Source organism: Oceaniserpentilla sp. 4NH20-0058 (assembly GCF_040371755.1).
In the GTDB taxonomy this organism is placed as follows: domain Bacteria; phylum Pseudomonadota; class Gammaproteobacteria; order Pseudomonadales; family Oceanobacteraceae; genus Bermanella.
Genome location: NZ_BAABWE010000008.1, coordinates 70,826 through 92,335, shown reverse-complemented (window position 1 = coordinate 92,335; position 21,510 = coordinate 70,826). Strand labels below are relative to the sequence as shown.

The 21,510-nt window shown below is 43.9% G+C and carries 23 protein-coding genes; 8 read left to right on the top strand and 15 right to left on the bottom strand.

Annotated elements, in window-relative coordinates; genetic code table 11:
• Position 1: 1 nt before the first annotated feature.
• The 11 genes from ABWV45_RS11480 to ABWV45_RS11430 all read right to left on the bottom strand — a co-directional run bounded on the left by ABWV45_RS11480 (position 2) and on the right by ABWV45_RS11430 (position 12,197).
• Entirely contained in the window at positions 2-1,024 is a 1,023-nt protein-coding gene (locus tag ABWV45_RS11480; RefSeq protein ID WP_353351760.1) for an LPP20 family lipoprotein, read from the bottom strand.
• Between the two features lie 22 nt (positions 1,025-1,046).
• Positions 1,047-1,649, bottom strand: a complete 603-nt coding sequence (locus ABWV45_RS11475) for a penicillin-binding protein activator LpoB (protein ID WP_353351758.1) — start codon at positions 1,647-1,649, stop codon at positions 1,047-1,049.
• A gap of 57 nt (positions 1,650-1,706) precedes the next feature.
• Positions 1,707-3,413: a COG3014 family protein gene (locus tag ABWV45_RS11470; protein WP_353351756.1), complete on the bottom strand. Its 1,707-nt coding sequence runs from the start codon at positions 3,411-3,413 to the stop codon at positions 1,707-1,709.
• 75 nt (positions 3,414-3,488) lie between these two features.
• On the bottom strand, positions 3,489-4,466 hold the full coding sequence (locus ABWV45_RS11465) for an alpha/beta hydrolase (protein ID WP_353351755.1): 978 nt from the start codon (positions 4,464-4,466) through the stop codon (positions 3,489-3,491).
• 63 nt (positions 4,467-4,529) lie between these two features.
• A complete protein-coding gene (locus ABWV45_RS11460; RefSeq protein ID WP_353351753.1) occupies positions 4,530-4,982 on the bottom strand; it encodes an acyl-CoA thioesterase in 453 nt (150 codons plus the stop codon).
• Positions 4,983-5,077: 95 nt separating this feature from the next.
• Positions 5,078-6,142: a class II fructose-bisphosphate aldolase gene (fba, locus tag ABWV45_RS11455; RefSeq protein ID WP_353351751.1), complete on the bottom strand. Its 1,065-nt coding sequence runs from the start codon at positions 6,140-6,142 to the stop codon at positions 5,078-5,080.
• A 179-nt stretch (positions 6,143-6,321) separates the two neighbouring features.
• Complete coding sequence (locus ABWV45_RS11450; protein WP_353351749.1) at positions 6,322-7,482, bottom strand: phosphoglycerate kinase; 1,161 nt, start codon at positions 7,480-7,482, stop codon at positions 6,322-6,324.
• Positions 7,483-7,697: 215 nt separating this feature from the next.
• Positions 7,698-8,732: a type I glyceraldehyde-3-phosphate dehydrogenase gene (locus ABWV45_RS11445; RefSeq protein WP_353351747.1), complete on the bottom strand. Its 1,035-nt coding sequence runs from the start codon at positions 8,730-8,732 to the stop codon at positions 7,698-7,700.
• Positions 8,733-8,755: 23 nt separating this feature from the next.
• Positions 8,756-8,998, bottom strand: a complete 243-nt coding sequence (locus tag ABWV45_RS11440; protein WP_353351745.1) for a hypothetical protein — start codon at positions 8,996-8,998, stop codon at positions 8,756-8,758.
• 187 nt (positions 8,999-9,185) lie between these two features.
• A complete protein-coding gene (tkt, locus tag ABWV45_RS11435) occupies positions 9,186-11,177 on the bottom strand; it encodes a transketolase (RefSeq protein WP_353351743.1) in 1,992 nt (663 codons plus the stop codon).
• Between the two features lie 192 nt (positions 11,178-11,369).
• Positions 11,370-12,197 carry a hypothetical protein gene (locus ABWV45_RS11430; protein ID WP_353351741.1) on the bottom strand — a complete coding sequence of 276 codons (828 nt, stop codon included), beginning with the start codon at positions 12,195-12,197 and terminating at the stop codon, positions 11,370-11,372.
• 133 nt (positions 12,198-12,330) lie between these two features.
• Here ABWV45_RS11430 and ABWV45_RS11425 point away from each other — a divergent pair, with 133 nt between their 5' ends.
• Positions 12,331-13,788: a hypothetical protein gene (locus ABWV45_RS11425; protein WP_353351739.1), complete on the top strand. Its 1,458-nt coding sequence runs from the start codon at positions 12,331-12,333 to the stop codon at positions 13,786-13,788.
• 60 nt (positions 13,789-13,848) lie between these two features.
• On the opposite strand, the gene ABWV45_RS11420 is transcribed toward ABWV45_RS11425, so the two are convergent.
• From ABWV45_RS11420 to ABWV45_RS11410, 3 genes are all read right to left on the bottom strand, one after another.
• Positions 13,849-14,052, bottom strand: a complete 204-nt coding sequence (locus tag ABWV45_RS11420; protein ID WP_353351737.1) for a hypothetical protein — start codon at positions 14,050-14,052, stop codon at positions 13,849-13,851.
• Positions 14,053-14,067: 15 nt separating this feature from the next.
• Positions 14,068-14,262: a hypothetical protein gene (locus ABWV45_RS11415; protein WP_353351735.1), complete on the bottom strand. Its 195-nt coding sequence runs from the start codon at positions 14,260-14,262 to the stop codon at positions 14,068-14,070.
• 135 nt (positions 14,263-14,397) lie between these two features.
• Entirely contained in the window at positions 14,398-14,547 is a 150-nt protein-coding gene (locus ABWV45_RS11410; protein WP_353351733.1) for a hypothetical protein, read from the bottom strand.
• Between the two features lie 257 nt (positions 14,548-14,804).
• Between ABWV45_RS11410 and ABWV45_RS11405 the strand changes: the two genes are divergently transcribed.
• From ABWV45_RS11405 to ABWV45_RS11380, 6 genes are all read left to right on the top strand, one after another.
• The gene (locus tag ABWV45_RS11405) at positions 14,805-15,767 is read left to right on the top strand and encodes a metalloregulator ArsR/SmtB family transcription factor (RefSeq protein WP_353351732.1); all 963 of its coding nucleotides are present in this window, start codon (positions 14,805-14,807) and stop codon (positions 15,765-15,767) included.
• A gap of 46 nt (positions 15,768-15,813) precedes the next feature.
• Complete coding sequence (gene metK / locus ABWV45_RS11400) at positions 15,814-17,025, top strand: methionine adenosyltransferase (protein ID WP_353351730.1); 1,212 nt, start codon at positions 15,814-15,816, stop codon at positions 17,023-17,025.
• A gap of 42 nt (positions 17,026-17,067) precedes the next feature.
• Positions 17,068-17,445, top strand: coding sequence for a four helix bundle protein (locus tag ABWV45_RS11395; RefSeq protein WP_353351728.1), 378 nt, complete (start codon positions 17,068-17,070; stop codon positions 17,443-17,445).
• A gap of 44 nt (positions 17,446-17,489) precedes the next feature.
• Complete coding sequence (gene ahcY / locus ABWV45_RS11390; RefSeq protein ID WP_353351726.1) at positions 17,490-18,887, top strand: adenosylhomocysteinase; 1,398 nt, start codon at positions 17,490-17,492, stop codon at positions 18,885-18,887.
• Between the two features lie 144 nt (positions 18,888-19,031).
• Complete coding sequence (metF, locus tag ABWV45_RS11385; protein WP_353351724.1) at positions 19,032-19,868, top strand: methylenetetrahydrofolate reductase [NAD(P)H]; 837 nt, start codon at positions 19,032-19,034, stop codon at positions 19,866-19,868.
• 102 nt (positions 19,869-19,970) lie between these two features.
• Positions 19,971-20,186 carry a CDGSH iron-sulfur domain-containing protein gene (locus ABWV45_RS11380; RefSeq protein WP_353351722.1) on the top strand — a complete coding sequence of 72 codons (216 nt, stop codon included), beginning with the start codon at positions 19,971-19,973 and terminating at the stop codon, positions 20,184-20,186.
• A gap of 16 nt (positions 20,187-20,202) precedes the next feature.
• Here the strand turns inward: ABWV45_RS11380 and ABWV45_RS11375 are convergent, their stop codons facing one another.
• On the bottom strand, positions 20,203-20,667 hold the full coding sequence (locus ABWV45_RS11375; RefSeq protein WP_353351720.1) for a glutaredoxin domain-containing protein: 465 nt from the start codon (positions 20,665-20,667) through the stop codon (positions 20,203-20,205).
• Positions 20,668-20,748: 81 nt separating this feature from the next.
• Here ABWV45_RS11375 and ABWV45_RS11370 point away from each other — a divergent pair, with 81 nt between their 5' ends.
• Positions 20,749-21,477 (top strand): 16S rRNA (uracil(1498)-N(3))-methyltransferase, encoded by a 729-nt coding sequence (locus tag ABWV45_RS11370; protein ID WP_353351718.1) that lies wholly within the window; start codon positions 20,749-20,751, stop codon positions 21,475-21,477.
• Positions 21,478-21,510 lie beyond the last annotated feature (33 nt).

Genomic DNA, 21,510 nt, shown 5'->3' with positions numbered 1-21,510 from the left:
ATTAATCTATTTTACTCACAAAACTATTAGCCAGCTCTTGTCCAAGCGCTTTAGCTAATCCTTGAACCGCTTTAAATTCAGCCTGTTCTTTGGACGCGCCACTGACCCCTTTTGCTTCACGAGTAAAACTACTTAAAGTACGACCTTTAGCGTCTTCAATGCTCACCTTGCCAGAAGCAAACACATAAAAGCGTTCACCCTTTTCCATAGGTCTAAGATTAGCCGAATAGCGGAAAGTTAAATGAGGTGATTGCTTGCTGATGCGCAAACCAAGATCGGTTAACGACTCTGATAAACCACCACGCATTTTACTACCATCGTTATTACTCGGAATTAGGTTCACTACCAAAGCATCAAATAATCCCTTAATGCGATCTTCCACGCCTCTCAGCATTTCATCTTTTGGCACACTGCGATTATTCACATCTACTAGCTGCATTTGCTCAGACAAGCGGCCACGTTGTTCTAAATACTTTAACGCAGGCATTAAGCCCTGTAATTGTCTCAAGGTATCTATATTAGAAGGGGTTTTGGCATCTAGGTCGGTAACTTTAAGATCCAGCTCACCAATGCGTTGGCGTAACTTACTAGAGGCTTTGATGCGATCTAAATGCACCAAGCTATACGCCACTTTACCCTTGGTATCAACGTAGTTTTCTTGCACTTCTAGATTATCAAGCTCGGCATTTGGTATCGTACTTTTTATGGTATTACGTACCGTTTTCATCAATTGGGTTTGTTGACCCGTTTGGCGTACTTCTTCGGTATCTTGAGAGAATGAGCCTGAAATCGTCACTTTCAGTTTTTGCACCATACTCACACGAGCAGCATCTTGCGCTTGTTGTAACGCTCGGGCCGAGTCACCATAAACTGGCGCACTGCCCACTCCATACACATGGCCACCTTGGATCGGCTCATCAACCACCCAATGGGGGGTTGAGCCAGAGCTTTCTTTTTTACTTGGGCTGCTAACACAACCACTAAGAACCAAACTTGCCGTCATCACGGCGACCATTAAACGCATATTCTTCTACCTTGAAGTTGTATTACCAGCCGTAGCTTGATTTTTCCTGAAGTTTTTTCAGCTTCTTTTGACCGTTCCAAACTTCTTCGTTAGTTTCCATGTTGATCAGCTTCAAATCCACTTGATAGGTGGTTACACGGTCACCGTCTAATTGATCTACAAACGAATTAATAGATCCAGAAAGCGCAAAATCAGCGGCGGTTTCATTGCCCATTGCTTTGGCGTTTTTAGCGTTAAGCTCTTGGTCTGCACGTTCATCACGCACATCCGCACGCTCATCAGAACTAGCCACAAAGCGAGCATCGCCGCTTCTAATAATAGAGCGCTTCAAATCATTCAAAAAGGTTTCAGCGGAAATATGCTCATGACTTTTATTACGCACACGCTGAATAATTACAGTGGGTTTGTCACCGCTATTGTTACTGCGGAAATCCCTAATCCAAGGGAAGCTCAACATGTCTGATATCATCTCTTCACTTACAAGCTGAGAGTCTTTATCGTTCCACTTATCGGTCAAAGCAATTTCTTGGTTAGCATCCACACGATTCACTCGAGTGCTGCCACAACCACTTAATAATGACGTACACAGCCCCGCCATCACGGCATAGGTTAAAATCTTTTTCATCGCTGCTTCCTTATTTTGATGTTCTAATAATTGGTGACTAGTTTAACGTAATCAAAACTATATACCCAATTGCTTAAAATTTTGAGTGTTTTGAGCGGGAAAGGTTCTCACTTTCCAAACCGACATTTCACCAGCCTTCACTTCTACTTGTTGAGTCGTGGTTTTCTTTTGCCCTTTAACAGGCTCACTGGTTAATGTCACTGTGTGAGTGCCTGGTGCTAATGGGATGCGAGTCACCTTAATTTGATCAGGTAGCAATAACCAGTTACGGGTTTCGGCGGCAGAGCTGGCATTGGCAGCAATTTTTCCAAGAAAGCCCAATACCGCTCCGGCATCACCTCCTAAAGAGGCTGCTTGATGGGCGGTTAGGTTTTTAAAGGCGGCACGGGCCATGGCCTCTTGAATATCGCTACTAGCATCAAGTAGTTGCTGTTGCACCGCCATATGTGCCACAGATTGACCAACCACTAACGGGTAATCATTACCTGATACATTAATCGAGGACTCCCCTGCACCTTGATATGAAGTTACCCGATAATACGGCACCGTAATACGCATACCGCTTTTCATTACCTCAACTAAACCCAATTTGTCAGCCACACCCCATAATGGGCCAAGGTATTCACGCTTCACCATAGAATATTGCATGAGCGCTGGAATAACTCGGTTTTCGTAGATAGCACTCATTAAATCCGTAATGCCTTTATCGGCATATAACGCATAAAACCAAAAACGCTGATCTAATTGGCGGCGCGGGTCCCCGGTTAAAATGGGGTGCATCACCACCTGACGGGTATTAGGGTCTGCAGTAAGGTACATGTTCATTTCATCGCGCTCGGGCACCATGCCTGTATGCTCTAACACGACTAGGTGACCCATGCTCTCAAAATCTTTTAACTGTTGGCGCTTATCTTTACTTAGCTTGGTTCGGCTAAGTTTTGGCCATTCATTACCCCAGCCACCGGCTTTTTGCATCATGCGAATGGTATCAAACCACCCTTGTTCAGTTATTTCTTTCTTTAAGCCATATTGTTCTTGATAGCCGTTTTCATACAATGAGGCTGATTTTTGATAAGCCACTCGAGCATCATCGTATTCACGATGCTGCTCGTAAATCATACCGGCAAGGTAATGGCCAAACGCATCATTGCGATACACAATTTTGTTTCTATCAATAATCTCTCCGGTGAGCTTATCAAAGATACGCATTAGCTTTGAAAACATGGACTTTTCTTTATCTGCTTGCTCTTGATAATTACCTTTTTGAGTTTCTATATCGCTTAATATCATATCAATGCGACGGCTTTCTACACGAGCCCCTTCAAGCGCTCGATCTTTGGCTTTAGCGTCATCATGACCATGAGCTATCATCAGATAATTTAGTGCTTTGTAATAGTTGATAAACACTCGCTCAAAGTTAGCAGCGCGATACGGCCCTTGGCGTGGATTGCTCATGGCGGTTGTGAGCATGTCGCTGACTCTTTGAGTGTATAAGTCTTCAGAAATACGTTCTGCGGTTTCTAACAGTTGGTTGGATTTTTTGTAATCGCCTGCTAAGTGGTAAACCATGCCGAGTTCGGTGTAATAAAGAAGACGATCGTCCCCTTTTGGATTAAGTGACTTTTCAAATACCTCTGCCGCTTGTGTGTATTGGCCTTGTTTGGTCAACTCTAAGCCTTGACGGACGTCTTGCCCATAAGTTGCACATCCCACTAAGGCAATACTAATACAAGCAAGTAAAAATAACTTCAATGGCCGATACATATGGGCTTCACTCCGTGAATTTCATTTATTGTTTTTTAATTGGTCACGGAGTTTAGCGAGGAATTACGTTAACTACTAGAGCAACGGTGTCATGGCTGACAATACCTGCTGTAGTTTATTGGTTTCTTCATTGGCTAAATGATGACGACCTTGCTCGACAAACGTCACATTAAAGCCAGTAAATTTCTGTTCTAGTATTAACATGTTATGGCGATAGTCCACAGTGCCATCTTGCGTACCTTGAATTACATGAATATCTAAATCCACCGGTTGAGTAGATTCGATAAAACGTATCCATTTTTTAAGCGCGCCTACCCAGCGTGTTTTTAAAACCAAGGGTTGCAGTGGGTCGTGATTTTTTAAAAAATTGAGAAACTCTTGATTATGGGAATTCTGGGCAAACTCTCGCTTAAGCTGTTTCACAAATGGACGAGCCACATAATAAAATAACTTGGACATGGTCCAATTAACGGGGCGTACTAGCGGGGCCAGTAAATAGATTTTGGTAAAAGGTGAGCTGTGTTTATTAAGGCCGCGACTTAACAGATAATTAATAATCACTGCACCGCCTGTGCTTTGCCCCATTACAACTAAAGGTTCCGGCAGATGAGCTTGCGTCCAATCAAGCACACCACTAAACACCTCATCATATTGACGAAACGATTGAATAGACGCTAACTCTCCAGAGCTTAAACCATGGCCGGGTAGATCATAGCTAATCACATTGTAACCTTCAGACAAACAATGCTGAACAATACTGCCATACAGCCCAACATGATCATAATAACCATGCACTAACAACACTGTACCTTTAGCTACGGGTAACTTAAACACATGCACACTGATGTCAAATTGTTCTATTTCTAAACGACCTATACCGTGCTGCAAACCCAAAAATTGCGACTCAAAATCCAACCCATAATATTGGCAATACATCTGTAACGGCTCTGACATATCCTTACCTAACAACTCAAGTGTTAAGGGTGGTATTTGCCCTTTTATTTGCTCTGGGCTCCATTGTGGTTGGATACTCACAGGATTGGTAGCAGCCATAGGTGTCCTATGTGGTTTGTGTTATTTAATCAGTTTAGACCAAATATCTTTCAAGTTAATGAACTAACCCTGATGTTGCGCCATGGCTTGATTGTGCACCTCAATAAACTCTTTGGGCATTCGCGCAGGTCGGCCGGATTTAAGATCAATACACGCATAAAACGATTGCGCACGAATCACGGTTTTATGATTATCGGCTCGCACGATCTGAAACTTACGTTTTGAGGTGATACGACCGTCACTTTCATTAATCCAAGTGCCCACAATCAGCTCGTCTCCATTGTATGTCGCCGCCAGATAATCGATTTCGGTGCGAGTAATGGCCATGGCTTTGGATAAGCGATCATGCATGGCCCAGTCCATACCTAAAGAGGTAATATGCGCCCAACTAATATCTTCTAGCCATTTTAAATATACCTGATTATTGGTGTGCCCTAAGCGATCGGTTTCATCTTTTTGAACGGAAATATGATGGATAAACGGATTGGGTAAATCCCATTGAATGTCATCTGCCATAAGATACCTTAATACCACAGAGGTTGATCTTTATTGTTCTAATGTAAACAAAAACGCCTGCAAAAGCAGGCGTTTTGAGAGAATCGCAGCCGATTTTATTTAACTTGAGGGTTAAGCTCACCTGCTTGATAACGATCAAACATAGCATCTAAAGACAACGCTTTAATTTTAGAAGCATTACCGGCTGTACCGAATGCTTCGTAGCGCGCCACACAAATTTCTTTCATGGCTTCAACAGAGGCAGCAAGGTATTTACGCGGGTCAAACTCGCTTGGGTTTTGCGCCATAAAGCGACGAATCGCACCAGTAGAGGCTAAACGTAAATCCGTATCGATATTTACTTTACGCACACCGTGCTTGATACCTTCAACGATTTGCTCAACAGGCACGCCGTAGGTTTCAGGAATCTCACCACCAAATTCATTGATGATGGCTAACCACTCTTGTGGCACAGAAGACGAGCCGTGCATAACAAGGTGGGTGTTTGGAATACGCTTGTGGATCTCTTTAATACGGTCAACCGCAAGAATGTCGTCCGTTGGTGGACGGGTAAATTTGTAAGCACCGTGAGACGTACCACAAGCAATGGCTAGGGCATCCACTTGAGTCTGTTTAACAAAGTCAGCGGCTTCTTCTGGGTCTGTCAGCATTTGGTCGTGAGTCAGAATACCTTCTGCGCCAACGCCATCTTCTTCACCGGCTTGACCCGTTTCTAAAGAACCTAACACACCTAGCTCGCCCTCTACCGAAACACCACAACCGTGAGCCATTTCAACGGTGCGCTTAGTCACGTCTACGTTGTACTCGTAGCTCATTGGGGTTTTGCCGTCTTCACCTAGGGAGCCATCCATCATGACTGATGAGAAACCTAATTGGATAGAACGCTGACATACAGTTGGCGACGCACCGTGGTCTTGGTGCATACATACAGGAATATGAGGAAATTCTTCAATGGCGGCCAAGATTAGGTGGCGCAAGAACGGCGCACCTGCGTATTTACGCGCACCGGCAGAAGCTTGCACGATAACCGGAGAATCGGTTTGATCCGCCGCCATCATGATGGCACGCATTTGTTCTAGGTTGTTTACATTGAATGCAGGCACGCCGTAGCTGTATTCAGCGGCGTGGTCCAACATTTGACGCATGGTAATCAGTGCCATGTGTGTGTCCTCTCATTTAATACGGGAGACGTGAGGTGTGGAATGAGAGATGATTCCTCCTATCTACACCCAACGTTTAAAAATTATTTTGACCCATTCTACTCAATAAGCAGAATTTCTAAAGTATTTATGGGATAGGACACATCTAACGTCTCCCATCTCACATATAACACCCTGCCTTACTTAGCGCGTTCTTCTAAAATCGCCACGGCAGGAAGTACCTTACCTTCTACAAATTCTAAAAACGCACCGCCGCCAGTTGAGATATAAGATACTTTATCCGCGATGTCGTACTTATCCACAGCCGCTAATGTGTCACCACCGCCTGCGATAGAGAACCCTGCACTTTCAGCAATGGCCAATGAAAGCGCCTTGGTGCCTTCACCGAACTGGTCAAATTCAAATACGCCCACAGGGCCATTCCAAATAATGGTTTTGGCTTCTTTTAATTGTGCCGCCAATGCTTTTGCAGAATCCGGACCAATGTCGAAGATCATGTCGTCAGCAAGCACTTCATCGGCACTTTTTAGGGTAGCTTCTGCGCTTTCAGCAAATTCTTTTGCACACACCACGTCGGTTGGTACAGGAATGGATACTTTTTCCATTAACGCTTTGGCTTGTGGTACTAAATCTTCTTCATATAAAGACTTACCCACTGGCTTGCCCGCTGCCGCTAGGAAAGTATTAGCGATGCCGCCACCCACAATGATTTGATCACACAGGTCAGACAAGCTCTCTAGCACTTCTAGCTTGGTTGATACTTTTGAGCCACCAACAATCGCTACCAATGGGCGCTCAGGGTTATCTAACGCTTTGCCTAGTGCATCTAATTCAGCAGCTAATAGTGGGCCAGCGCACGCAATGGGTGCGAACTTCGCTACACCATGAGTAGAAGCTTGTGCGCGGTGAGCGGTTCCAAATGCATCCATTACGAACACATCACAAAGAGCTGCATAGGCTTTGGCTAGATCGTCTTCGTCTTTTTTCTCGCCTTTGTTGAATCGCACGTTTTCAAGCAATACTAATTCGCCATCAGCCACTTCAACGCCTGCCTTGAAGTCTTTAACCACAGGCACGGTTTTACCTAACGCATCAGCTAGGTAATCCGCTACTGGCTGCATCGAGAATTTATCTTCGTACTCGCCTTCGGTTGGGCGACCAAGGTGAGACATGACAATCACTTTTGCACCGGCTTCAAGGGCCAGTTTGATGGTTGGCAAAGATGCACGGATACGGGCATCGGATGTTACTTTGCCATCTTTAACGGGTACGTTTAGGTCTTCACGGATTAGAACGCGTTTGCCCTTAAGGGCTTGGTCGGCCATTCGTAGTACAGTCATTTTGTCTCCTTGCTCGAAGCTAGCTGCGTTGCCAGTGCGGCGTTAAAAAATATTTTCGAAATCCTCACTTAGCAAGCTAAGCTCCGGTATTCTCAAAATTTTTTGCCTTGCCCTGACGGCCTCGCTGACGCTTCTTAAAATTTAAATTTAATGTATGAAATTTTATTTATGAAACTTTTACTGTAGGAGCGTGCTCGCACGCTCCTACAAATTATTTACAAATTCTGTTTAAAGGCATTTTGCTGCAAGGCATCCACCATGCGATTAGCAAAGCCCCATTCGTTATCAAACCAAATTAATAATTTTAACAATCGCTCACCACTCACTCGGGTTTGCGTACCATCCACAATGCCGCTTCTGGCATCGTGGTTAAAATCCACCGAGGCATGAGGTTCATTGGTAAAACCGATTAAGCCATTTAAATCTGTCAGACTACGCTGTTGCAACAACGTATTTATATTCTCGGCTGTTACCTTGGTTTTAAGCTGTAAAGTTAAATCCATTGCCGACACATTTAATGTGGGCACCCGTAAATGCAAACTTTCGATACAATCTTCTAAATGCGGCATGATGCGCGCTATACCTTTTGGCAACGCGGTATCCACTGGAATAATACTGGCCACCGCCGCTCGTGTACGCCGCAAGTCACTGGAATAGGCATCAATTACTGGCTGATCATTCATAGCCGAATGAATCGTAGTACTTACGCCACTTTCAATACCGAAGTGCTCATCCAAAATTTGCATCACAGGTAATACGCAATTAGTAGAGCATGAACCCACCGATACAATTTTATGCTCGGCCAATAATTGGTTGTGATTCACCCCTGCAATCAAAGTGAAATCCACATCGCTTTCACCGGGCTGACTGAGCAACACTTTTTTCGCACCCCGCTGTAAATGGGGCTGCAATTGCCCTTGGTTTTTAAACTGCCCGGTACATTCTAACACCGCATCTACATTCAAACTGTGCCAAGGCAATGTTTCAATTTCATGCTCATGCAGAATTTTAATATCACGCTTAACGCCTTTGCCGTCGGAAATGGTCAGCACATCATTGGCTACCGACACATCAAACGGAAAACGTCCGTGAGTGCTGTCGTAGCGCAGCATGTAGCTAATGGTTTCGCAGTCCGCCAACTCGTTAATGGCGACCACTTGAATGTCGTTTTGTAAATTGCGCTCATAGATGGACCGCAGGACACAGCGCCCGATACGACCGAAACCATTAATTGCAATCCTCAAAGACATACTACTCGCTCATCCAGAAAAACTTAAAAAAGCTTCACCAGTAAAATTGATGGAAACAAAATCAATGAACTTTTCCAAAAAAGTGAAAAACCATATTCAACATCATCATAATGTCTTATAAGTGTATAAATTATCGATGCCGGAAAAACTAAAAGGCCATATTTTTCAAGTGCTGGCAAAGACATAAATAACAGGCCAACACAAAATGGAATTGCACTTAAAACAATACCCCAAATACCTATTGAATTTAGTACCGGTATGTCCATAAGTTGGCCTACTTTCTTCATTCTTTACAAACAAAAACTCTCAAGTGAATTCACAAGAGAGTTTCCAGAAGCGTTGTGAGCGCAGCTTAGACGAGGCAAAAATTATTTTTCGCAAGGCGCATAGCTTGCCTATGTAACGAGTGAAAAATAATTTTTAACAAAGTATAAGCAAGCGCAATAGCTTCCCTTAAAGCACGTTTTCTACGGCCGCTACTACTTTCTCTACAGTAAACCCAAAGTGCTCCATCAAATCCGCAATCGGAGCAGACTCACCAAACGTCTCCATACCCACAACCGCACCGTTCAAGCCAACAAACTTGTACCAGTAATCTTTATGGGCTGCTTCAACTGCAACACGAGCCGTAATGGCCGCTGGCAATACAGACTCAATATAGGCTGCATCTTGTTTGCAGAAGATCTCAGCACATGGCATTGAAACCACTCGTACTGGTGTGCCTTTGGCTTCAAGAGCTGCTGCTGCATCCATGGCCAAACCAATTTCAGAGCCGGTGGCGATGATGATGGCTTTGGCATCAGCGGCATCTTTCAGAATGTAACCACCCTTGTTGATATCTGCCACTTGAGCCGCACTGCGGTCTTGATGTGGCAAACCTTGGCGCGAGTAAATCATGGCGGTTGGGCCATCGGCACGTTCAACCGCATTTTTCCAAGCCACTGCGCTTTCAACCGCATCACACGGACGCCAAGTATTTAAGTTAGGCGTAGTACGCAGGTTTGTTAGCTGTTCAACCGGTTGGTGAGTTGGGCCGTCTTCACCTAGGCCAATAGAGTCATGGGTGTAAACGTGAATGGCCCGTTGCTTCATTAGGGCAGCCATACGAATGGCGTTACGAGCGTATTCCATGAACATTAAGAAGGTTGCGCCGTACGCCACAAAACCTTTGTGCAAGGCAACACCGTTCATGATGGCGCTCATACCAAATTCACGCACGCCGTAAAATACATAGTTACCAGAAGCATCTTTCGCTTCTACACCTTTGGCTTGTGGCCATAAAGTTAGGTTAGAGCCAGCAAGGTCAGCAGAGCCACCTAGAATTTCTGGTAATTCAGGGGCCAGCGCCTTAATCGCATTTTGCGAGGCTTTACGTGATGCAATGCTTTCGCCTTTGGCTTGGCATTCTTGAATAAAGGCATCGGCTTTGGCTGAGAAGTCAGCAGGAAGCTCCCCTTTCATACGGCGAGTAAATTCAGCCGCTTCTGTTGGGAAGGCTTTGGCGTATGCTGCGAATTTTTCGTTCCAAGCGGCTTCTTTGGCTGCGCCTTTTTCTTTTGCACTCCAACCTGCATAAATATCGTCAGGTACTTCAAAGGCACCGTGATTCCAGCCTAGACGCTCTTTAGTCAGTTTGATTTCGTCATCACCTAGTGGCGCGCCGTGACAGTCTTCTTTGCCTTCTTTGTTTGGAGAACCAAAACCAATGATAGTTTTACAGCAAATTAGAGTCGGCTTGTTGGCTTCGGCTTTACCCGCTTGGATTGCCGCTTCAAGAGCTGCACTGTCGTGACCATCAACTGCAGGAATCACTTGCCAGCCGTAGGATTCAAAACGCTGAACAGTATCATCAGTGAACCAGCCTTCCACTTCACCGTCGATGGAAATGCCATTGTCATCGTAGAAAGCAATCAACTTACCCAAACCTAGGGTGCCCGCTAAAGAGCACACTTCATGGGAAATGCCTTCCATCATGCAGCCGTCACCTAGGAATACATAGGTATTGTGGTCAACAATGTCGTGACCCGGCTTATTAAATTGAGCCGCCATGATTTTTTCGGCCAACGCCATGCCTACACCATTGGCGATACCTTGGCCAAGCGGGCCAGTGGTGGTTTCAACACCGGGTGCATAGCCATACTCTGGATGACCTGGGGTTTTTGAATGCATTTGACGAAATTGCTTAAGGTCATCAATAGTTAAGGCATAACCCGTTAGGTGCAACAAAGAGTAAATCAACATAGAGCCATGACCGTTAGACAGCACAAAACGGTCTCGATCAAACCAGTCTGGGTTGGCTGGATTATGGTTCATGTGGTCGTTCCACAGCACTTCAGCAATATCTGCCATGCCCATTGGAGCACCTGGATGGCCGGATTTGGCTTGTTGCACAGCATCCATACTTAAGGCACGAATTGCGTTGGCCAACTGACGACGATCTGTCATGAAATGACTCCTGATCTGCTTGATCTATTGTATGCAGTAAGCAAGTACTTACTACAGGCGCGATAATTTTAGGTGCGGTATTATCCCTGAGAATGGCAAAAGGGGCAAACATTTGAAAAATATAAGGTGAATATAACTATCATAAAAAAACCGGCACAAAGGCCGGTTTTATGTGCAAAGTAATTAAGAAAATTACATTAGAATTTCGCCATCAAAACGGCTTTCAAAGCGACAGGAATACGGACCACTTTCATGTTGTCCTACAGAATCCACCACCTCTGTACCAGAAATATTCCCAGTATCTGGATTCACAGTAAACTCCATATTAAAATCAGCAGAATAACTTTCTTCACCTTCGGATTCACTATAGGACTCTCTTAGGATCACGGTGTAATCATCAACAGAAGAAAAGCTAATTAATTCATCAACATTCCAATACTTTAAATATCCATCTTGATAGTTGATAACGAAATTAGAAACGTCACTAAATGAAAACTCACCATCATCACATTCTATACTTTTCTGTTCATTTAGTTGGTAAACATATTCATTACTAGATAAACCCAAAGCACTGCGGCTCGGCTCGGCTATATCAAGGGTAAAGGCTCCTTCTCCCAACAATGCCCAAACTTCAATACCATAAGTTTCACCCGCCTGAGCTTCGAAGAAAATCAATTCATTTGAATCTATCCCTGAACTATTCCATTCATCGTAATAGTTTTCTCCGTAAACAAATAACTCGAAATCCTCAGCCGTACTTGAGAGCTTCACCATCACCATTTGTGTTGTAGTGGCCGTGTAGCTAACCCAAAAAGATTCATCTTCTGAAATTTCGGCATTAATTTGGCTATTAATATCGACCTCACCCCTACTTTCAACCTGAACGACTGTAAGACTAGAGGCTGAATCTCTCCCCTTTTGGGCATCAAAATTAACATCTAATGTAGGTGTATCGGAGTCACCTGAACCGCACGCACTTAATATGACCGCACAGGCCAAAGTAATAAATACCCTAATCATTAAATCTTTCCTTTCTATCAATTCTAAGACTCCGCAAATGTACTAGCGTATAGCGCTGATATCAACTCACTATCCACATTTCACTTATATCAAAATACCTATATGCTCACTTGCAAAAGAATAAGGAACATTCATGAAGCGATTAATACTTTCAGGCTTATGTGCCTGCCTAACCCTACCGACTTTTGCCAATAGCGAATACAACGATTGGCTCAAACAAAACACTATGGATATGGGCGCTGCCAAACAAGAATTTCAAGACTACATGGATGCCAACGACAAGGCGTTTTTAGGCTTTTTGAAACAGCAATGGAAAGAGGTGGACGTTAAAAAACCAGAGCTACTCGACACTAAACCAAAACCAAGGTTACTTCCCACTGCACCCAAACCAGTTGATAAGCCCATTACCAGTAAGCCTATTAGTAAACCCGTTATTGTGGCTGCACCAATTATCCCTAAACCTAAGCCCGATCCAACTCCAAAGCCCATTGCTCAACAACCAGATAATACTGTGAATGTGAAAATTTTTGCCCATAACGTGGCAATATATAAAGACGCAAATTTAAAACAGTCCTTTACGGGCAACATGAACAGCGACAGCATTGCCAATTTTTATAGCAAACTTGCCAAACATAATCACGATAACGCCATTAAGGACTTACAAACCAAAGCAAAAGAATTAAGGCTCAACCCTTGGGGCACGGCCGTTTTGTTTCATTATTATATCAAGACACTAGGAATCAACGACCATAACGCTCAACAACTCACCACGTGGTACTTGTTGGTTAAAGCAGGATTTGATGCTCGTGTTGCTTACAATCAAAATGCATTTTTACTCATGCCTTCCAAGCAAGCCCTTTATGGTGTTACTTATTTCACCTTTACTGGTACCCGTTATTACGCAGTAAGCCTAGATGGCAAACAGCTCAATACTGGCCGCGCTTACACCTATAGCGGTAAACATGCAGACGCTAAACACCCACTGGATTTCACTAACAGCCAACAGCTTTTGCCCTCAGCAAACCACCAGAAAAAACAACTTAGTTTTCAATACCAAGGACAAAATCATACCCTCACGTTAAGCTACGATATTGGACAAATTGAACTGGCCAATACCACGCCGCAACTAAATATTAGCCAATATGCACACGAAGGCTTACCGGAAAACACCGCCAATGAATTACTGAGCCAATTAGCTCCTATGGTGGAAAGTAAAAGTGAACAGGATGCGGTCAATTTATTATTACGCTTTGTGCAAACCGCGTTTAATTACAAAACCGACGAACAGCAGTTCCAGCAAGAAAACTACCTCTATCCTATCGAAACCTTACACTACCCATACAGCGACTGCGAAGACAGAGCCTCCCTTTTTGCATGGCTGGTGAAAGGCCTACTGAAACTGGATACCGTATTATTAGATTACCCAGGACATATTGCCGCCGCCGTGGCATTTAATAGCGACACCACAGGCGATAGCTGGATGCACAATGGCAAACGCTATACCGTCACTGATCCAACCTATATTAATGCAAGCTTAGGCATGACCATGCCGAATTTGAAGGTTTATAAACCAAAGATTGTAGCGTTTTAGAAAAGCCATAAACAATAAAGGCGCCAAATAGCGCCTTTATTCACTTACAAGTGATTATAGTTAATCAATTTCTTCGCAAGTCATTCTTTGATTACTTTGTGCTTCGCACAAATATAGTTCACTTGTTGTAGCAGGAAAAGTGGCTGTAATTTCTGTAACGTAATACTGCCCATCTTTCTCGGATGGTGTAATACTTGTGAAATTAGAAGCACACCCAGACAAAGCTACAATACACAATGAGCTTAAAATTAATTTATTGATCATAAATTCTTCCTTATTTTATTTGTATTCAACATCTACTCGCTCGCAATCACCTGTATTAGGTGAAGAAGGGCAGTGATAAATTGAGGCTCTATGATCATAGGCACCAACAACAAATTGGCCGCCATGGTTAGATTTTGCACTATCCATGTAATGAGAGGCACACCCTCCCAACAACATTAATACGGCAACACACAATACTGATCTTATCATAATATTTCCTTGTAATTGAAGTGAAGCGCTCTGCATAGTAAACGCACTTCAGCCTAAATATTATCAGTATTAAATGAAAATTTCTTTCTAGATATAAATAACGCCTCAAAAGAGGCGTCGCATAACGTTCAGTGGCTACTTAATCTCACTAGGTAAAGCAGGAAAACCACGCATATCATAATCGGCGGTTTGCGGTTGAGGTTTTTCTGGCTGCAAATACACCATACCCGTTAACACCATGGACAATAAGCCCGCAAAAAAGAGCACTCCTAGCGTATTTTTCATAACTTCATCCTTACCTGTTTCTTATTGTTATTAGCGGCCATAACTGACAGAACTTGATGCATTACACACCAAAACCGCTTACTTTTATCACTTTTAATTATACTTATTTTGCATAAGACAAGCCTCGCCAGTTGGACAGACCCCTTTTCATGGTCTACTCTCAATCTCACAATCTATATTAAAATATTTTAATATAGATATTGGCAATTCCCTTTTGGAGTGTTACCTTTGCTCCACTGTTATGAATGGGTAGCTCTGTGCACGTACTCGAACCGCTTCAACAAATAGAAAACCTAGCTGCTTTAAATAAAGCCGCTGGCGATCCTATGCGCTTACAAGTACTGCAATTGTTAGAACAAGATTCATTTGGGGTGCTGGAATTAGCAGGCATTTTTGATGTTAGCCAGTCCCGTATGAGCCATCACCTAAAGATTCTGGCTAACGTGCAGTTAGTCAGCACTCAACGCGAAGGCAACTCTATTTTTTATCGCCGAGCATTATTAAACGACAACGAGCTAGACCCCGTTCGCAGTGAAATTTTTAAAGCCGTAGATAACATGGTGTGGAATAAAGAGCTAGAAGCAGGCCTACAAAGCATATACGCCGAGCGCGGCGCACAAAGCCAAACCTTCTTTGAAAAGCACGCCGGTCAATTTACAGAGGTAACTGATTTAATTGCTGGTTACGATCATTACGCAGAAAGTTTAGAAGAAATCCTAAAAGCTATTGAACTACCCAACCATGCTAGCGCCATGGAAGTGGGCCCAGGCCAAGGTGGCTTTTTAAAGCCATTAAGCGAACGCTTTCATCAGGTATATGCCTTGGATAACTCACCAGCCATGTTGGAGTTAGCCAAGCAGCATTGCACTCAGGGTAACGTTGAATTTGTTTTAGGCACGCCACAACAAGCGGTTGAACAAAATATCCGCGTTGATGTATTGGCCTTTAATATGGTGCTTCATCACATACCAACACCCGCAGATGTATTGAATGCCTGTTTTGAGTTACTCAACCCTGGCGGCTCGCTGTTGATCACCGACCTGTGCCCACATGAACAAAACTGGGTAAAAGAAAGCTGTGGTGATGTATGGCTAGGGTTAGACCCAGACAATATCAAACAATGGGCAAACGATGCGCAATTAGATGCGCAGCATCAAGTATTTGTGGGTTTGAGAAACGGCTTTCAAATCCAAATTCAACAATTTATTAAACGTCATTAAATTAAAATACAATTTGCCGTAGGGCAAAATTATACGAGGAACTACCATGAGCGAATATTCGATTTTCACCTCTGAATCTGTATCCGAAGGGCATCCAGATAAAGTGGCCGATCAAATCAGTGATGCCGTTTTAGACGCCATCATTGCTCGCGACCCATTGGCCCGTGTTGCGGTAGAAACCCTAGTCAAAACAGGTATGGCCGTGGTAGCTGGTGAAGTGACCACATCTTGCTATGTAGACCTAGAAGACATCGTGCGTGATGTGATCACAGGCATAGGTTACAACAGCTCAGACGTGGGTTTTGACGGCGCTACCTGTGCAGTTTTAAACGGCATTGGCAAGCAATCTGTGGACATCAACCAAGGGGTTGACCGTGCAAAACCAGAAGATCAAGGAGCTGGCGATCAAGGTTTAATGTTTGGTTATGCGACAAACGAAACCCCTAATCTAATGCCAGCGCCAGTTTACTACGCACATCTTTTGGTTCAACGCCAAAGTGAATTACGCCGCAATGGCACTCTGCCTTGGTTACGTCCAGATGCTAAGTCTCAGGTAACCATCAACTACGAAAGTGGCCAACCAAAAGCAGATGCGATTGTATTGTCGACTCAACACGACCCGTCTATTTCTCTAGAAGACTTACGCGAAGCCGTATTAGAAAACATCATCAAGCCTGTTTTTCCAGCAGGCTGGTTAACCTCTGATACACTATTTCACATCAACCCAACCGGTAACTTTGTAATAGGTGGTCCTGTGGGCGATGCGGGCTTAACGGGCCGTAAAATTATCGTTGATACTTATGGCGGCATGGCTCGTCACGGTGGTGGTGCGTTCTCTGGCAAAGACCCTTCAAAAGTGGATCGCTCTGCGGCTTACATGGGCCGTTACGTGGCTAAGAACATTGTGGCTGCAGGCTTGGCTGACCGTTGTGAAATTCAAGTGTCTTACGCCATTGGTGTCGCACAACCGACCTCTATTTCTGTAAATACATTTGGCACAGGCAAACTAACAGACATCGAATTAGCAAACGTCATTCGCAGCGTATTTGATTTGCGTCCATACGCCATTCAAAACCAGCTAGAGTTATTGAACCCAATGTATCAATTAACTGCGGCTTACGGTCACTTTGGTCGCGAACCATTTGAGTACACTTATACGTACAACGACCTAGGCGAAGAAAAATCTAAAACGTTCACCGCGTTTACATGGGAACGTACGGATAAGATTGACGAGTTAAAAGCGGCAGCCGGAGTTTAGCCGTTAGATGTGAAATGAAAGATGTTAGATGGAGGCTCAAGGATGATGCCACGACTACATGAAAAATTGACAGTTTGGCAAGATTCAATGGCACTGGTTGAAGTCATATATCAGTTTTGTTTAAGTATGCCCACTTCTGAAAAATTCGGACTCATTTCACAAATGCAACGTGCAGCTGTAAGTATTCCTTCAAATATTGCTGAAGGAGCTGCCCGAGATACAACAAAAGATTATTTGAAGTTTCTAGTCATCGCTCGAGGTTCATTAGCTGAATTAGAAACTCAAATTAAGATATGCCACCGCTTAGGATTTTGTGTAGATAGCAGCCAATTGCTTTATCAATGCAATAAAGTTTTTGCAAAATTATCCGCACTTATCCAAAGCTTGAAAAGAAAATTACAACGAGAGCTAAGTTGTTGAAATTCATCTTACATCTCTCGTTCCACATCTCCCGGAGATAAGTTATGTCATTCACAGACTACAAAGTAGCAGCCATCACAGCAGAACAATTCGCGTTAGACGCCGCTTGGGGTCGTAAAGAGATTCAAATTGCCGAAGGTGAAATGCCAGCACTAATGGCCCTTCGTCGTAAATACAAAGAGGAACAACCCCTTGCTGACGCGAAAATCATGGGTTGTATCCACATGACCATTCAAACCGCAGTATTAATTGAAACATTGGTGGATTTAGGTGCAGACGTTCGTTGGTCTTCTTGCAACATATTCTCAACACAAGACCACGCAGCAGCAGCCATTGCCGCAGCGGGCATTCCTGTATTTGCATGGAAAGGGGAAACCGAAGAAGAATTTCTATGGTGTATTGAGCAAACCATCCTTGCCGAAAAAGGCAGTGATAAAGTATGGGATGCCAACATGATATTAGATGACGGTGGCGACCTCACTGAAATGGTTCACAACAAATATCCTGCATTATTAAATGACATCCACGGTATTTCTGAAGAAACCACCACAGGTGTTCACCGCTTGTTAGAAATGATGGAAAAAGGCGAACTAAAAGTACCTGCCATCAACGTAAATGATTCCGTCACTAAATCGAAAAACGACAACAAATACGGCTGTCGTCACTCATTAAACGATGCCATCAAACGCGGCACCGACCACTTATTAAGTGGTAAAAAAGCCCTTGTTATCGGTTACGGTGATGTAGGTAAAGGCTCTGCCGCTTCTCTTCGCCAAGAAGGTATGATCGTTAAAGTATCTGAGGTGGATCCAATCTGTGCCATGCAAGCCTGCATGGATGGCTTTGAAGTGGTATCACCTTACGTTAACGGCATTAACACCGGCACCATAGAAGGGGTTGATAAAGACCTACTAGGTAAAACAGACTTAATCGTAACCACCACGGGTAACGTGAACGTATGCGATAAAAACATGCTGCAAGCTCTTAAAAACGGTGCAGTAGTTTGTAACATTGGCCACTTCGATAACGAAATAGACACAGCTTACATGCGTGAAAACTGGGAATGGGATGAAGTAAAACCTCAAGTACATAAGGTTTACCGTAACAAAGCTCATGGCGATCACTTAATCCTATTATCCGAAGGCCGCTTAGTGAACCTTGGTAACGCCACAGGCCACCCAAGCCGCATCATGGATGGTTCATTCGCCAACCAAGTATTAGCGCAAATTTATTTGTACGAACGTAAATTCGCCAACATGATGGAAGCTGAGAAAAAAGAAAGCATCTACGTGAAAGTACTACCTAAAAAGCTGGACGAAGAAGTGGCAAAAGACATGGTAGAAGGTTTTGGTGGTGTGATTACACAATTAACCAAAGACCAAGCGGACTACATTCATGTGGATGTCGATGGCCCATACAAGCCAGAAAGCTACAAATACTAAAACGCTAAATGCTATACGGAAAACGGGAGACGCTGCTCTCCTGTTTCCCGAGCAGGTGTGGTATAAAGGCACCAATACTCAACTCTATAGCCCAGATTCGGAAATTTCTATTTTCCGTACAGCGTAAAGCAACCAGAGGTCTCTATGGACAACTTCCGTTTAAGCTTTGAATTCTTCCCCACCAAAACGGAAGAAGGCACCGCCAAGCTTTTCGCCACCCGCGATAAATTGGCCCAGTTAAACCCTGACTTTTTCTCTGTCACCTATGGTGCCGGCGGCTCGACGCGCAATAACACCATAGACATTGTCACAGGCATGAACGCCAAAGGCATCAGTGCCGCTCCTCATTTATCTTGCGTGGGTGAAACCAAAGACAATATTAAAGAGTTATTAAACCATTATGCTCAAAGCGACATCGAACGCATTGTAGCACTACGTGGTGATTTACCGTCTGGCATGGCCGCCAGCGCAGGCGAATTAAAATACGCAAATGAGTTGGTCGAGCTAATCAAAGCCGAACACGGCGATAAGTTCCAACTTGAAGTGGCTGCCTACCCAGAAATGCACCCTCAAGCCACTAACTTTGAGCAAGACTTACTCAACTTTAAACGCAAAGTAGATGCGGGTGCCGATAGCGCCATTACTCAATACTTCTTTAACGTTGATAGCTACTTTTACTTTTTGGATCGATGTGAAGAAATGGGCATCGACATTCCAATCGTGCCGGGCATCATGCCCATCACCAACTACACCAAGCTAGCACGCTTTAGTGACTCATGTGGTGCAGAAATCCCACGCTGGATTCGCAAGCAACTAGAAGCGTATGGTGATGACAGCGAAAGCATCATGAAATTTGGCGAAGAAGTCATTACTCAAATGTGTGAAGACTTAGTTGAAAACGACGTACCGGGGCTGCATTTTTATACACTTAACCAAGCTGATCCGTGTATAAATGTTTGGAAGAACTTAGGGCTTTGGTAATACGTAAGATGTGGCATGTAAGATGAGAGATGGGGGGTTCCATTTCTCATACTCCTGTCACATACATCTTACATCTCCCATACCACATCTAACGGAACAAACATGCGCCAACCTATTCGAGTTGAATTAGAAGCCGGTAAAACCTATTTTTGGTGTGAATGCGGTCGCAGCCAAAATCAACCCTTTTGTGATGGCAGCCATAAAGGCACCCCATATCAGCCGTTAAAATTCACCGCTGAAAAAAGCGAAGCGAAGTTTTTGTGTGCCTGTAAAGACACCGAAAAAGCCCCTTTTTGTGATGGCAGCCACTCAAGATAAATCATTAGGCTTATCATTAATAAAACTCACACGGGCCTGTGGTTTTGCAGAAGGCCTTTTCAAACCCACGTTTTGAAAAGCCATTCATTCTTTTCTTCCCGACAAAAATAACGGGGACACCAGTCGCATTTAGACGTGCATACTTTTTCTTAGCTAACTCGCTGTGTTCAACCTTATATTCTTTATAACGAATTCTATTTTCAGCAAAAAATGCCAAGGCTTTTTTGCAATATCCACATTTGGGCCGAGTGTAAATCACCACCTTATCGGTATGGGAGAATAAGCTTTCGTCGTAGGTGACATTCTCATAAGAGTTAACGGTGCCCTTCACCTCCTGAAGTTGCACGCCTGCATGCTTTTTATCGCTATAGTGCACCCGCCCTTTTTCATCGACCCATTTGTATAGCTGAGCATTCATCGGCATGGCATAACCTAAAACGATGAAAAGACAAATCCCTAAAACGGCCTTTGATAACCTCATGATACCTCCCTATATTTTCAAGGATTATCTTTTAATATGGATAATATATAATGACTGCAATAAAACCTAGGTCCAATTCAGATGCGCATCCCACGAATCTACACCCCTCAACCCTTATCTGAAAACACTCAGATTGATCTTAATGACAATGCCGCCCATCACGTAGGAAAGGTGTTGCGCATGCAAGCAGGGCGCAAACTGGTTCTGTTTAATGGCCAAGGCCCATATCATTTTAATGCAGTGATCGAACATGCAGATAAAAAACGGGTCAGCGTATCTATTATTGAGAAAATTGACACCAACAACGAATCCCCCTTGCATACTCATGTGGCTCAAGCCCTCTCAAAAGGGGACAAAATGGAGCTAGTGATTCAAAAAGCAGTCGAACTTGGGGTAAATGAAATCACCCCTTTATGGACAGAACACTGCGATGTAAAACTCAATGCAGAGCGCATGGAGAAAAAACTCAAACAATGGCATGGCATTATCATCAGCGCGTGTGAGCAATGTGGCCGAGATCTGCTGCCAACATTAAACCCTGTGGTTAAATTTCAAGATTGGATTGCACACGTCAACGCCGATGAAAAATGGGTACTGGACCCAAGAGGAAATGCAGAACAGACCTCACCAGAAACAGTCACATCCGCCGTCATCGCCATTGGCCCTGAAGGTGGATTATCACAAGATGAAATTAAACAAGCTTGTGAGCAAGGCTTTAAAGCTAAATTGATTGGCCCAAGAGTGTTAAGAACAGAAACAGCCGCGTTGACGGCGGTGACGCTATTGCAAAGTCAGTGGGGAGATTTTTAAAACGGGAGACGGGAGACGGGAGACGGGAGACGG

What these genes read in the sequence shown, in the direction of transcription:
- ABWV45_RS11480 (WP_353351760.1), bottom strand. Translation starts at nt 1,024, where the DNA reads ATGCGTTTAATGGTCGCCGTGATGACGGCAAGTTTGGTTCTTAGTGGT.
- ABWV45_RS11475 (WP_353351758.1), bottom strand. Translation starts at nt 1,649, where the DNA reads ATGAAAAAGATTTTAACCTATGCCGTGATGGCGGGGCTGTGTACGTCA.
- ABWV45_RS11470 (WP_353351756.1), bottom strand. Translation starts at nt 3,413, where the DNA reads ATGTATCGGCCATTGAAGTTATTTTTACTTGCTTGTATTAGTATTGCC.
- ABWV45_RS11465 (WP_353351755.1), bottom strand. Translation starts at nt 4,466, where the DNA reads ATGGCTGCTACCAATCCTGTGAGTATCCAACCACAATGGAGCCCAGAG.
- ABWV45_RS11460 (WP_353351753.1), bottom strand. Translation starts at nt 4,982, where the DNA reads ATGGCAGATGACATTCAATGGGATTTACCCAATCCGTTTATCCATCAT.
- fba (WP_353351751.1), bottom strand. Translation starts at nt 6,142, where the DNA reads ATGGCACTGATTACCATGCGTCAAATGTTGGACCACGCCGCTGAATAC.
- ABWV45_RS11450 (WP_353351749.1), bottom strand. Translation starts at nt 7,482, where the DNA reads ATGACTGTACTACGAATGGCCGACCAAGCCCTTAAGGGCAAACGCGTT.
- ABWV45_RS11445 (WP_353351747.1), bottom strand. Translation starts at nt 8,732, where the DNA reads ATGTCTTTGAGGATTGCAATTAATGGTTTCGGTCGTATCGGGCGCTGT.
- ABWV45_RS11440 (WP_353351745.1), bottom strand. Translation starts at nt 8,998, where the DNA reads ATGGACATACCGGTACTAAATTCAATAGGTATTTGGGGTATTGTTTTA.
- tkt (WP_353351743.1), bottom strand. Translation starts at nt 11,177, where the DNA reads ATGACAGATCGTCGTCAGTTGGCCAACGCAATTCGTGCCTTAAGTATG.
- ABWV45_RS11430 (WP_353351741.1), bottom strand. Translation starts at nt 12,197, where the DNA reads ATGATTAGGGTATTTATTACTTTGGCCTGTGCGGTCATATTAAGTGCG.
- ABWV45_RS11425 (WP_353351739.1), top strand. Translation starts at nt 12,331, where the DNA reads ATGAAGCGATTAATACTTTCAGGCTTATGTGCCTGCCTAACCCTACCG.
- ABWV45_RS11420 (WP_353351737.1), bottom strand. Translation starts at nt 14,052, where the DNA reads ATGATCAATAAATTAATTTTAAGCTCATTGTGTATTGTAGCTTTGTCT.
- ABWV45_RS11415 (WP_353351735.1), bottom strand. Translation starts at nt 14,262, where the DNA reads ATGATAAGATCAGTATTGTGTGTTGCCGTATTAATGTTGTTGGGAGGG.
- ABWV45_RS11410 (WP_353351733.1), bottom strand. Translation starts at nt 14,547, where the DNA reads ATGAAAAATACGCTAGGAGTGCTCTTTTTTGCGGGCTTATTGTCCATG.
- metK (WP_353351730.1), top strand. Translation starts at nt 15,814, where the DNA reads ATGAGCGAATATTCGATTTTCACCTCTGAATCTGTATCCGAAGGGCAT.
- ABWV45_RS11395 (WP_353351728.1), top strand. Translation starts at nt 17,068, where the DNA reads ATGATGCCACGACTACATGAAAAATTGACAGTTTGGCAAGATTCAATG.
- ahcY (WP_353351726.1), top strand. Translation starts at nt 17,490, where the DNA reads ATGTCATTCACAGACTACAAAGTAGCAGCCATCACAGCAGAACAATTC.
- metF (WP_353351724.1), top strand. Translation starts at nt 19,032, where the DNA reads ATGGACAACTTCCGTTTAAGCTTTGAATTCTTCCCCACCAAAACGGAA.
- ABWV45_RS11380 (WP_353351722.1), top strand. Translation starts at nt 19,971, where the DNA reads ATGCGCCAACCTATTCGAGTTGAATTAGAAGCCGGTAAAACCTATTTT.
- ABWV45_RS11375 (WP_353351720.1), bottom strand. Translation starts at nt 20,667, where the DNA reads ATGAGGTTATCAAAGGCCGTTTTAGGGATTTGTCTTTTCATCGTTTTA.
- ABWV45_RS11370 (WP_353351718.1), top strand. Translation starts at nt 20,749, where the DNA reads ATGCGCATCCCACGAATCTACACCCCTCAACCCTTATCTGAAAACACT.